At 63.7% G+C, this 12674-nt stretch carries 9 protein-coding genes; 2 read left to right on the top strand and 7 right to left on the bottom strand.

Going from position 1 to position 12674, the window contains the following annotated elements:
* Positions 1-681: 681 nt before the first annotated feature.
* The 5 genes from V7D81_RS16945 to hemN form a co-directional block, all read right to left on the bottom strand.
* On the bottom strand, positions 682-1080 hold the full coding sequence (locus V7D81_RS16945) for a SirB2 family protein (protein WP_324318408.1): 399 nt from the start codon (positions 1078-1080) through the stop codon (positions 682-684).
* A 117-nt stretch (positions 1081-1197) separates the two neighbouring features.
* The gene (locus V7D81_RS16940; RefSeq protein ID WP_324318406.1) at positions 1198-2436 is read right to left on the bottom strand and encodes an NnrS family protein; all 1239 of its coding nucleotides are present in this window, start codon (positions 2434-2436) and stop codon (positions 1198-1200) included.
* Positions 2437-2533: 97 nt separating this feature from the next.
* On the bottom strand, positions 2534-4807 hold the full coding sequence (locus tag V7D81_RS16935) for a nitric-oxide reductase large subunit (RefSeq protein ID WP_324318404.1): 2274 nt from the start codon (positions 4805-4807) through the stop codon (positions 2534-2536).
* An 88-nt stretch (positions 4808-4895) separates the two neighbouring features.
* A complete protein-coding gene (locus tag V7D81_RS16930; RefSeq protein ID WP_324318402.1) occupies positions 4896-5651 on the bottom strand; it encodes a helix-turn-helix domain-containing protein in 756 nt (251 codons plus the stop codon).
* Between the two features lie 16 nt (positions 5652-5667).
* Positions 5668-7065: an oxygen-independent coproporphyrinogen III oxidase gene (gene hemN, locus V7D81_RS16925; RefSeq protein ID WP_324318400.1), complete on the bottom strand. Its 1398-nt coding sequence runs from the start codon at positions 7063-7065 to the stop codon at positions 5668-5670.
* Positions 7066-7228: 163 nt separating this feature from the next.
* On the opposite strand from hemN, the gene V7D81_RS16920 reads away from it, so the two are divergent.
* The gene (locus tag V7D81_RS16920) at positions 7229-8197 is read left to right on the top strand and encodes a hypothetical protein (RefSeq protein ID WP_324318398.1); all 969 of its coding nucleotides are present in this window, start codon (positions 7229-7231) and stop codon (positions 8195-8197) included.
* Positions 8198-8285: 88 nt separating this feature from the next.
* Here V7D81_RS16920 and V7D81_RS16915 read toward each other — a convergent pair whose 3' ends face one another.
* Complete coding sequence (locus V7D81_RS16915; protein ID WP_324318396.1) at positions 8286-9416, bottom strand: acyl-CoA dehydrogenase family protein; 1131 nt, start codon at positions 9414-9416, stop codon at positions 8286-8288.
* Positions 9417-9445: 29 nt separating this feature from the next.
* Positions 9446-10645: an acyl-CoA dehydrogenase family protein gene (locus tag V7D81_RS16910; RefSeq protein WP_324318394.1), complete on the bottom strand. Its 1200-nt coding sequence runs from the start codon at positions 10643-10645 to the stop codon at positions 9446-9448.
* Positions 10646-10984: 339 nt separating this feature from the next.
* On the opposite strand from V7D81_RS16910, the gene V7D81_RS16905 reads away from it, so the two are divergent.
* Positions 10985-12646, top strand: a complete 1662-nt coding sequence (locus tag V7D81_RS16905) for a long-chain fatty acid--CoA ligase (protein WP_324318393.1) — start codon at positions 10985-10987, stop codon at positions 12644-12646.
* The last annotated feature ends 28 nt before the right edge of the window (positions 12647-12674 follow it).

The following is a 12674-nucleotide window of genomic DNA, read 5'->3' as shown; positions in this document are numbered from 1 at the left end:
TGTTCTCCAGCACATATAGCCGGTACATGATCTGGTCCATGTCGGCGTTGTCCGGCAAGCGGGTAATGGCGTCCAGAGCTTCCTGTTTAGGGGTAGTAGCAACACTCATGAGGCGTCTCCGGTGGCAGGTGTTCGAGTTTACACCCGCCCGCCGATGATGCAGGAAGCGCCCGCCGGCTACCCCACAACACCTCGGTGCCCGGCACCGTGCGTTCAGAAGCGCCAGGTACCAACGCACGGCACCAAAGCACAACGTGCTCGAGCTTTGCGGCTTATTCGCAACCTGGAATCGCCGCCGCTGGAGTCCTCAGCCGACTCCCGGTACAACAGCGCCATCTGAAATCATCGGCGTGGCGCCTGATTTCGACATCGACACTCGCAGAGAGACTTGGCCGCAAATACTCTACGTCGACCCGTCTCGTTGTATGTGCTGAGCGTTCGATTGAATGGTTCGAAAATTCCGGAGGTCTGACGGCCATTGACGCTGCCTGGTTTCAGACAATGCATACGCGCATTCATAGGCGTTTCTTGAGCCAAAGACTGCAAGACATCCATGCACAGATCGTACTGCAGGGAACGATGATGACGCTCGGGGCAGGTCTCGCCAGCGTGATTGCCGCGTTGGGATTGTTCGGCCTTTGGGCCGGAAAGGTCTCGCGGCCTCTTCGGGCATCGCGCGCATCAGCGCAACCAGAGCAGCGCGCCGAGCGGATGGTGCGCTCGCGCGACGCTGATGATGAATGCGTACACGATGATGGCGGCGAATCCCCAGGCAAGACGCGTTGCGCGCGTGCGCCCGCGCTTGAGCGCGAAGGTGCCGAGCACGATGTACACGACCAGCAGCAGGACTTTCACGGTCAGCCAGCCGTGGACGAACGGATACTGATGCAGGATCGTCGCGAGCATCAGGGCCGCGGTCAGCAGCACCGTGTCGATCGTGTAACTCAGGTAGCGCGCCGGCGCGGCCATTGGCCAGCGCGCACCCAGGTTGATCGAGAGCCAGCGCAGCACGAACAGGCCGCCGCTCAGCAGGACGGCAGCGATGTGGACGTGACGGATCTGCGGATAGAACTCGATCATCGGAAGGCGATCCTCTTGGTCTTGTTGTGGGGCCGGCTTCAGCCGGCCTCCGTCTGCAGGTCAGACTTCAGCCTGACTTCTCAGGCCGGCTGAAGCCGGCCCCACAGGCAGAGAGAGTCAACCTTCTCTGCCATCCGCCCGCGGCGTCAAGTAGATCCACGTCGAACGCAGCACCCACGGCAGGAACGCGATGATCCACTCGACCGCCGCCAGCGCATGCCAGGCCAGCGAATCGGGCACGATCTCCGCGACGACACGCGACACCGCAATGAGCTGCACCAGCACGAACGCAAACGCGGCCACGCGTCCCAGCACCAGTGGCCGCCCCGAGTGTCCCTGCGTCACGCGTGTGACCATCGCCACCAGCAGGCTGCTGAAGTATCCGATGAACAGCGCATGCGCCGGGCCGCGACCGAGTTCGAACGCGCCGGTCGTCGCGAACCACAGGCTCTGCGCCGAGTAGAGCGCGAAGGCAATCGGCAGCCAGGCGAAGCCGACGAACAGAACGCGCAGCAGTCCCGGCATCGATGCGCCGCGCGGCCACCATCGCACCAGCAGCCAGCCGGTGAGGATCGTCATCGGCACATCGGCGATCCATAGCCAGCCATACGCGTGGCGCAGTTCGAACCAGACGTGCAGCAATGCCAGCGGCCAGAACGTGGCGAGCGCCCACATCGGGCGCTGCGGCTGATAGCCGGCAATCACGCCGCTGGCGAAGAACGCGATCATGCGATGACACACGGTGAAGAAGATCGGCAGCAGCACGGCGATGCTGCCGACCTTGACGGCGAGAAACAGCAGCTTCGCATCGGAACTCTGCAGGAACCCCAGCCAGGCGACGAGGCCGAGCAGTCCGAAACCCAGCGCGGCCAGGCAGCTCACGGCGTGCCAGGTGCGGCCGCGGTCCTGATACACGAGCCGCGCCAGCAGGAACGTGCCGATGCTCCAGCCGAGCAGCGTCAGTATCGCGCCGGCTTTCAACAACGGCAGACCGGCGAACAGGCCGACGAGGGTGAGCAGTTGTCCGCCGAACATGCCGATGCCTACCGGGATGTAGCGCGAACGATCGAGCGCCGGCAGATTCATCCAGCGCGGAAACACGGTCAGCAGAAAGCCGAACATGAACGAGGGCAGCACCTGGTACTGCATCAGCATGGCGTGCAGCCAGCCCGCGGGCACCGCCGGTTGAGCGAGCCCGAACAGATGCCAGCGGGTGTCGAGCAGCCAGAGCGTCCACCATGTCATCGCGAGCAGGACGTTGGTCGCGCCGATGAAGAACATCAGGCGATGCGGGGCTGCAGCGAGCAGACGCAGCGCGGCGGCGGGCGGGTTGAGTATGAGAGGAGGGGTAGGCATGAGAATCTGTTTCCTTTCTTACTGTAGGTCAGGCTTCAGCCTGACTCCTCGGAGGCCGGCTGAAGCCGGCCCCACAGTCAGTCAGAGGGCCATTTTCTCACTGCTTCGCAGTCTCCACTGCCGCCGGCACTGTCGCCTCGTGCTTCGGCGCGATCCACAGTCGCAGCACGAACCACGCGAGCGAGAGCGCACCGACGCTGAAGATCGTGTCGCCGGGCACGCGCATCCACACCAGCAGCTGGATGATCGGCCGCTGCATGAGATCGGCGGAGCGCGCATACCAGTAGCCCTGATCGATCGCGGCGGTGAGCTGGATGATGCCGATCGGCAGCAGCGTGAACAGCGCCATCATGCCCAGGCCGATATTGAAGGCCCAGAAGCTCGTCTTCAGCAGCTTCTCGTTCCACACCGCGTTCGGCTTCAGACCGCGCAGGCAGAAGAGCATGAGCGCGATGCCGAGGAATCCGTACACACCGAAGAGCGCGGTATGGCCGTGCAGCGGCGTGAGGTTCAGACCCTGCATGTAGTAGAGCGGCAGCGGCGGATTGATCAGGAAGCCGAACAGGCCGGCACCGACCAGGTTCCAGAAGGCCACGGCCGTGAAGAACAGGATCGGCCAGCGATAGCGCTGCATCCATGGCGTGGCCGAGCCCAGTTTGTAGGTCTGGTAGGCCTCGAAGCCGATGAAGGCGAGCGGCACCACTTCCAGTGCGGAGAAGCTTGCGCCGAGCGCGATCACCGCCGTCGGCGTACCCGTGAAGTACAGGTGATGCAGCGTGCCGAGCACGCCGCCCGCCATGAATACGATGGTTGCGAACAGCACGGCAGTCGTTGCCGAACTCACGCGCAGCAGACCGAGCCGCGTGAACAGGAAGGCGATCACGGCGGTGGCGAACACTTCGAAGAAGCCTTCGACCCACAGATGCACCACCCACCAGCGCCAGTATTCGACCATCGACAGGTGGGTCTTCTCGCCCCACATGAGGCCGGCGCCGTAGAACAGGCCGATGCACACCGTCGACAGGAACAGCAGCACGATGATCGACTTCGATTCACCTCCTTTCCTGATCGCCGGCCACAGCGCGCGGCCGACGAGCGTCAGCCACACGCCGAGTCCGACGAACAGGAAGGCCTGCCAGAAGCGGCCGAGATCGACGTATTCCCAGCCCTGGTGACCGAACCAGAAATTCCTGTCGAGCCCGAGCTTCTGCATCACCGCCAGCCACTGGCCCGTGAAGGCGCCGACGACGATGACGATCAGACACACGAACAGGAAATTGACGCCGAAGCGCTGGAACTTCGGCTCATGACCCGAGATTGCCGGCGCGATGTACAGGCCCATGCCGAGCCACGCCGTTGCGATCCACAGCACCGCGAGCTGCGTATGCCAGGTGCGCGTCAGCGAGTAGGGCAGGATATTGGAGAGAGCGAAGCCATAGGCTTCCTGGCCTTCGACCTGGTAATGCGCCGTCGTCGCGCCGAGCAGGATCTGCACCAGGAACAGTGCGATCACCAGCCAGAAGTACTTGCCGACGGCGCGCATCGAAGGAGTGATGCGCACCAGCGCGAGCGGATCGCTGCTGGGCAGCGACACCGGCGCTTCGTCCTTGTGACGCGCATGATGCCAGCCGAGCAGCGCGATGCCGGCGATCAGGAACAGCACGCTGAACACCGTCCACATGAACAGGTGCGACGGCGGCGTGTTGCCGACGAGTTCGTCGTGCGGCCAGTTGTTGGTGTAGCTGATGTCCTTGCCCGGACGGTTCGTGACCGCCGACCAGGCAGACCACCAGATGAAGGCCGTCAGGGCCTCACGATGCTCGGCCGTATCGACCGTATCGTTCTTCATCGCGTAGGCCTTGCGCAGATCGAGCAGCGCCGGATCGTTGCCGAACAGCGCCGTGTAGTGAGCGGCAACCTGTTTCATGGCCGTGGCACGATCGTTCGACACCGTGACGGTGCCATGGCTGTCGTCATACGTGTTGGCGCGGATCCGCGGCCGCAGCTGCGTTGCGTAGGCGGCCTGCGTTTCGGGCGACAGATCCGCGTAGGCGCGCGAAGTTTCGCGTTGCGCCACGAGGTCGAGCCAGGCCGTCGCTTCGCGATGCAGCCAGTCGGCGCTCCAGTCAGGCGCGACGTACGCGCCGTGGCCCCAGATCGACCCGAGCTGCTGACCGCCGATCGATTGCCACACCTGCCGGCCTTTCTCGATGTCGGCGCGCGTGTAGATCGTTGCGCCGTTTTCGCTGACCACGGCCTCGGGAATGGGCGGCATGACCCGATGGATTTCGCCTCCCACCCACAGCAGGACTCCGAAGGACACGGTCAGCAGCAAGGCCAGACCGATCCATAACCGACGACTCGAATTCATGATGATGCATCTCCCTGGAAGGTAGGCAGATGCTGCGACCGGCGGGGAGGCCGGCGCCCTGATCCAGATCAGGCGGGATGCTCGTCCGTCATTCCCGCAACACGTTGCGGGCCAGGGTCTCGAGCTTTTCCCGCTGCAGCAGCTCGATGTCGCGCCGGTCGACCCGCAGCAGGCCGTCGTCCTGGAAGCGCCGGAACACGCGGCTGACGGTTTCGGAAGCGAGTCGCAGATAGTTAGCGATGTCGGTGCGGGTCATTGCCACCGTGAAGCGATGCGCGGAGAAACCGCGCGCGGCATAGCGTCGGGACAGCGAGATGAGGAACGCCGCCATGCGTTCGTCGGCCGTGAAATTGCCTGCCAGCAGCGCCGCCTTGTTGATGTCCTCGCTCAGCAGCGTGAACAGGCGCTGTTGCAAACCGGGCATGCGCGTGGCGAGCGCGGCGATGTTGGGAAAGGCGAACTTGCACAGCTGCACGGATTCCAGCGCGACCGCGTTGCACGGATATTTCGCGTGCGAGATCGCACTGAGGCCGATCACTTCGCCGGGCAGGAAGAATCCCTGCACCTGTTCGCGCCCCTCGTCATCCGTCACGTACGTCTTCACCGTACCCGCCCGAACGGCGGCGATGACGTTGAAGGCATCGCCCTCGCGAAAAATGTGATCGCCTTCATGAAAGGGGCCGACGTGCTCGACCAGCACGTGCAGGTCGCGCAGATGCGTCTTGTCGAAGCCGCTCGCCAGGCACGCGGACGAGAAGGCGCAGGTGGTGCAGAAGTGGAATTCATCGCCGTCGTCGGCGATGGGTGATTTACGCGCTGGATTGCGGGTCGGGGCGCCGGTCATCGCGCCCCCGGGTACGTCAGATGGCGCGCGAGTAGCGGGGTGCGGCGCCGGGCAGCGCCTGGTTGAGGTAGCGATCGAAACACATGGCGATGATACGCAGCAGCAAACGGCCGCGACAAGTCGCGGTGATGGCGCGGTCGGCGATGACGACGAGGCCTTCGTTCTCGAGCGGCGCGAGCTGCTGCAAGTCGTCTGCGAAGTACAGGTCGAACTCGATCTGATGACGGCGCTCGATGGCGGCGATGTCGATCCGGCCGAGGCACATCAGTTGCTGGATCACGTCCGCGCGCACCACGTCGTCGAAATCCAGATGCCGTCCGCGCCACAGCGGCAGGCGACCGGCATCGAGCGCGAGTTCCCAGCCCGTCAGGTCGCGCGCGTTCTGGCTGAAGCTGTCGCCGATGTGACTGATGGCGCTCACGCCCAGGCCGACGAGATCGCAGTCGGCGTGCGTGGTGTAGCCCATGAAGTTCCGCTGCAGCGTACCCTCGGCCTGCGCGCGGGCGAGCGGATCTTCGGGCAGCGCGAAGTGATCCATGCCGATGTACTCGTAGCCGGCGGCGCCGAGCTTGTCGACCGCCATCTGCAGCAGTGCGAGTTTCGTTTCTGCCGAGGGCAATGCCGCGGCCTCGATGTGCCGCTGCGCTTTGAACATCTCGGGCAGGTGCGCATAGCTGTATACGGCCAGCCTGTCGGGTCGCGCTGCCAGTACGGTATCGAGCGTGCGACCGAATCCCACCAGCGTCTGCTTCGGCAGGCCGTAGATCAGGTCGACATTGATGGAGCGGAAGCCGTGGCGGCGGCAGTCGTCGATGACGGCGAGCGTCTGTTCCACGCTCTGGATGCGGTTCACCGCGCGCTGCACTTCGGGATCGAAGTCCTGCACGCCGAGGCTCGCGCGATTGAAGCCGAGTCGTGCGTATGCAGCGATGTCGCCGGCTTCGATGAACCGTGGATCGAGTTCGATGGAAAAGTCGCGATCATCGCGGGCGCTGACATGGAAGTGGTGCCGGATGCTTTCGATGAGTTCCTGCATTTCAGGCGGCCGCAGGAAGTTCGGCGTGCCGCCGCCCAGGTGCAGCTGGATGACTTCGCGGTCGCGATCGAACAGCGCGCCGGCGAGCGCGATTTCCCGCACCAGCCGTTCCACGTACGTGCGGCCTTTCGACACGTCGCGCGTGATGATGCGGTTGCAGCCGCAGTAGAAACACGGGCTGAAGCAGTACGGAATGTGCAGGTACAGCGACAGCAGGCGCGGGATCGGCTCGGCATTGCTGTGCCGGACGTACTCGCGCAGCATGGTTTCGTTGAACGAGGGGACGAACTGCGGCGCCGTGGGATACGACGTGTACCGCGGGCCGGGCCGGTCGTACTTGCGCAGCAGATCGGCGTCGAATTCGAAATGAGTAGTCATGGGAGGAGTCTGGGCTGGCAGCCGGCGGTGCGCCCTGATCTAGGTCAGGTGGTCGGTGGATGTCTGCCCGGCGACTTTTCTCCGGCCTGCGGCGTTGACACATCTATAGAACCGCCGCCGCGACCGCGACCTACACTACCGCCGCGCTGTCGGAAGGAACGATATGAAGCGGTTCAGGCATGCGATTCTGTTCGCGGTGATGCTCGGCGGCCCGGCGGCCTGGGCCGGTCCCACGCTGCGTACGCCGGAGGGTCACTCCAATCTCGAAGGCAACTGGACCAATGCATCGCTGACTTCATTGCAGCGCGCGGCGCGCTACAAAAGCCTGGTCCTGGCGCCGGAAGAAGTCGAGGAAGCGACCAACACCCACCCGCAGGTCGTGCGGCAGCGGAACGACGACGAGCAGGGTGAGGGCACGAAGTTCGACGGCTCAGATCTGCAACGCGGCCGCGGCTACAACGCGTTCTGGATCGATCCGGGCATGACGTTCAGTGTCGTGAAGGGGCAGCACCGCACCGCGTGGATCATCGATCCGGCAGACGGCCAGATTCCCTACAAGGAAACGGTGCGACGCGGGACGGGCAGCACGAACTTCGACGGCCCCGAAGGCCGGCCGCTGGGCGAACGCTGCATCATCAACAGCGGCAATGCCGGTCCGCCGATGACGAACTATCTTTACAACAACAATTACGAGATCGCCCAGACGCGCGACGTCGTGCTGATCCGCGCCGAGATGAACAACTATGCGCGGATCATTCGCATCGGTGGTCGGCACATCGATCCGCGCATCGGTGTGCTGCACGGGGATTCGATCGGGCATTGGGAAGGCAGCACGCTGGCGGTCGAGACGACCAACTTCCATCCGCTGCACATGAAATCGATGATCGGCCTGTCATCGCAGGCGATCGTGCGCGAGCGCTTCACGCGGGTGTCGCCGCAGCAGATTCTTTATGAATACACGGTCGAGGATCCGGTCAACTACCGGCAGCCGTGGCGGGGCGAGATGTCGCTGGAGGCGACGTCGGATCGTGTTTATGAGTACGCGTGTCACGAGGGCAACTACGCGATGCCTGGAGTGCTGGCGGGGGCGCGGGAAGAAGAGAAGCGGGGCGGATCGCCGCGTTCGGAGTAGCCGTCTTCGTTCCTTCTTCTGTAGGTCAGGCTTCAGCCTGACTCCTCAGAGGCCGGCTGAAGCCGGCCCCACAGGGAGGAAGAAGACGTCAGGTCGCCGGCGTTGCGACGAACTGTTCCAGGTGAAAGTCGGTATCACCAAAGGTGATGTCGATACCCGTGAGCCGCTTGAAATGATGGCTGACCATCAGTTCGTCCGTCATGCCCATGCCGCCGTGCAACTGGATCGCCTGCTGACCGACGAAGCGCCCGGCCTGGCCGATGATCACCTTCGCTGCGGACAATGAGCGCTTGCGCTCATTGGCATCCGGATCGGTGCACTTGATCGCCGCCAGGTAGCTCATCGACAGCGCCTGTTCGCTTTGCAGGAACATGTCGGCCATGCGGTGCTGCAGGACCTGGAACTTCGCGATCGGCTGGCCGAACTGCTTGCGCGACTTGGTGTATTCGAGCGTTGCCGCATTCACCGCCTTCATGATGCCGACGGCTTCGGCGCACAGCGCGCTGAGCGTGACTTCGTACGCGCCTTCGATGGCCGCAAAGGCCTTGCCGGCGGCACCGATGAGATTTCCCTTGACGCCTTTGAGTTCGATGTCCGCCGCGGTCTGGCCGTCGATCGTGCGATAGCGCGTCACGGTAATTCCGGCCGACTTGGGATCGACCCGGAAAACCGACATGCCGTCGGTATCGCCAGCCTTGCCGCTGGTGCGTGCCGTGACGAGCAGTTCGTCGGCCGCGCCGCCGTGGGCAATGACGGCCTTGTGACCATCGATGACGTAACCGTCGCCGCTCTTTTCGGCACGCGTCGCCAGGTGGGCGATCTCGCCGCGCGTGTGCGGTTCCTGATGCGCGACGATCACGATGCGTTCGCCCGAGGCGATGCCGGGGAACAGGTCGGCCGCGGCTTTCTCATCGCCGAGTCGCGACAGCAGCGCTGGCGTAAATACGGCGGCACTCAGGAAAGGTTCGACCACGAGGCCTTCGCCCAGCGCATTCATCACCAGCATCGTGTCGACCGGGCCTGCATTCAGGCCGCCGTGCGCTTCGGGCACATTGAGTGCCGTGAGTCCGAGGCCGGCCAGCTCGTTCCACACATCGCGGCTCCAGCCTTCCTGCGACTTGAGAATCTCGCGACGAGCTTCGAAGGAATAGCTTTCGCGCACAAAGCGCCGCACGGTGTCGGCGAGCAGTTGCTGTTCTTCGCTGAAATTGAAATCCATGATGTTCTCTTGCGTCGAAAGGTCCGGGCTTACAGGCCGAGGATCATCTGGGAAATGATGTTGCGCTGGATCTCGTTGGAGCCGCCGTAGATCGAGGTCTTGCGCATGTTGCAGTAGCTTGCCGCGAGCGGCGCGGCGTACTCGGGGCCGGCGACCGACTTCAGGTCGCCTTCCTCGCTCGACTCGCGATGGAAGGGCAGGGCATACGGCCCGACCGCGTACATCATCAGTTCGGTGAGCGTCTGCTGGATCTCGGTGCCCTTGATCTTCAGCACCGAGGCTTCGGGGCCGGGCGCCCGCTTCTCGGCTTCCGCCGACAGCGCGCGCAGGTTGGTGATTTCGAGCGCCATCAGGTCGATTTCGACCTGCGCGATGCGCGCCGCGAACAGCGGATCGTCGATCAGCGGCTTGCCGTTCTTGGTTTCCTGGCGAGCGATGTCCTTGAGGCGACCGAGCTCACGCTTCGATGCGCCGACGCCGGCGATGTTCGTGCGTTCGTGACCGAGCAGGAATTTCGCGTAGGTCCAGCCCTTGTTCTCTTCGCCGATGCGGTTCTCGACCGGCACCTTCACGTTCTCGAACCACACTTCGTTCACTTCGTGCGCGCCGTCCATCGTGATGATGGGGCGCACCGTGATGCCGGGCGTCTTCATGTCGATGAGCAGGAAGGAGATGCCCATCTGCTGCTTCGGTGCATTCGGATCGGTGCGCACCAGACAGAAGATCCAGTCGGCGTGCTGGCCGAGCGTGTTCCAGGTCTTCTGGCCGTTGACGATGTAGTGATCGCCCTGGCGTTCGGCGCGTGTCTTGAGCGAGGCGAGGTCGGAGCCGGCGCCCGGCTCGGAATAACCCTGGCACCACCAGTCTTCGCCGCTGACGATGCGCGGCAGGAATGTCTGCTGCTGCGCCGGATTGCCGAAGGCCATGATCACCGGCGCGACCATCTTCAGGCCGAACGGAATGGTGCGCGGTGCACCGGCCGCGGCGGCTTCCTCGTCGTAGATATGAAGCTGGACCGGGCTCCAGCCCGTGCCGCCGAACTGCTTGGGCCAGCTCGGCGCACCCCAGCCCTTCTTGTGCAGGATCTTCTGCCAGCGGGTGTAGTCGGCGGCGCGAATCGCCAGCCCGCTGCGGATCTTCGCCGCGATGTCCGCGGGAAGCTGATCGCGCAGGAAGGACCGTACCTCATCTCGGAAAGCGAGTTCTTCAGCGGTGAAATTCAGGTCCATGGACGTGCTCGGTAAGTAGGAATTAGTTCGCTATGCAGAATATTAATTTCCCTGGCGGGCGGGCATCATAGGGAGCGACGCGTCCTGCCGCAACCGGGCCGAACATTCGAAAATTTGTGTCTTCGCGGAAGTGACCCCAAGAGTCAGAGCGAATCGCATTACATAACTCCGATGTTGTCGTTCGTTGACACGCGAAGGCCTTGGTTGCGCAGAGCAAGTTGTGATAGCGTCCCTCGCGGAATCTAAGCCCGCAGCGTGGAATCCATGCCGAATGTTCTAAAACGCTGCCGGGACTACAAAAATTTCCTGTTTCAGGCGCATCCGGGGGGTCGAGGGAGAATGTCCCGAAAACACTTTGAATTCTGGCCGCGGCACCTGCCACGCAACATCACGGTGCCGGCGACCAACCTGTTCTACAACGCCGACGTTTCCGCCGCACGCTTTCCCGACAAGCCGTTCCTGAACTTCTACGGGACCGAGCTGACGTTCGGCGAATTCCGCGACCAGGCCGAGCGGCTGGCGGGCTTCCTCGAACACCAATGCGACGTGAAGAAGGGCGACCGCGTGCTGCTGGTCATGCAGAACAGCCCGCAATTCATCCTCGCCTACTACGCGATCATCCGCGCCAACGCCATCGTCGTGCCGGTCAGCCCGATGAGCGTGACCGCCGAACTCGAACACTATCTGCACGACAGCGGCGCGCGCGTCGCGCTGGTCGCGCAGGAAATCCATTCGCAGGTGAAGCCGCTGCTCGGCAAGCTGCTGGATCACGTGGTCGTCGCGGCATATGCGGACTACGTGACGCAGCCGACCGACCTGCGCGTGCCCGAGGCCGTCGCGGCGCCGCGCGAAAAAATCCAGGATCCGGGCGTGACGCTGTGGTCCGATGCGCTGGCGCAGAAGCTGCAACCCGGTCCGCTGACGACCGGTCCCGATGATCTCTGCGTCATTCCGTACAGCTCCGGCACGACCGGCCGGCCGAAGGGCTGCATGCTCTCGCACGCCAACGTGATGCACACGCTGGTCGTGAATCGCATCTGGTTCGGCGCGACGCAGGACAGCACGCAGCTCGTCGTGCTGCCGTTCTTCCACGTGACCAGCATGCAGGGCGGCATGAACGGGCCGCTGTTCCAGGGCAGCACCATCATCCTGATGAGCCGCTGGGATCGCGAAACCGCGGCGGAACTCATCCAGCGCTACCAGCCGATGTCGTGGACCGCCATCTCGACGATGGTGATCGACTTCCTCGCGAACCCGCGCATCAGTGAATACGACCTGTCGTCGCTGATCCAGGTCTCCGGCGGCGGCGCCGCGATGCCGGCGGCGGTGGGCGAGCGCCTGCAGCAGATCGTCGGTTCGCCGTATGTCGAAGGCTACGGACTGACGGAGACCATCGCGCCGACGCACATCAATCCGCCCGACCGGCCGAAGCGGCAGTGCCTCGGCGTGCCGGTCTTCAATACCGATTCGCGCATCATCGATCCGGAGACGCTGCAGGAGCTGCCGCCCGACAAGGTCGGCGAGATCGTCACGAACGGTCCGCAGGTGTTCCAGGGCTACTGGCGCAACGAGCAGGCGACGCGCGATGCCTTCATCGACATCGACGGCAGGAAATTCTTCCGCACGGGCGATCTCGGCTACGTCGACGACGAAGGCTATTTCTTCCTGGTCGATCGTCTCAAACGCATGATCAATGCGGCGGGCTTCAAGGTCTGGCCGGCGGAAATCGAAGCGCAGATGTACCAGCATCCGGCCATCCAGGAAGCCTGCGTGATCGCGGCGAAGGACGCGCATCGCGGCGAAACGGTGAAGGCCGTGGTCGTGCTGCGCGCAACGCATCGCGGTGCAGTGAGCGAGAACGACATCATCGAATGGACGCGCCAGAACATGGCGACCTACAAGCATCCCCGCATCGTCGAATTCGTGGATTCCTTGCCGAAGTCGGCCACCGGCAAGGTGCAGTGGCGGGTGCTGCAGGATGCGGAAATGGCGCGGGCCTGAGCGCAAAGAATTCAACGGACCCACAATT

This window comes from Povalibacter sp. (genome assembly GCF_036735925.1).
Lineage (GTDB): Bacteria > Pseudomonadota > Gammaproteobacteria > Steroidobacterales > Steroidobacteraceae > Steroidobacter.
The sequence above is the reverse complement of the archived record's forward strand: the minus strand, read 5'-3'. Positions and strand labels throughout refer to the sequence as shown.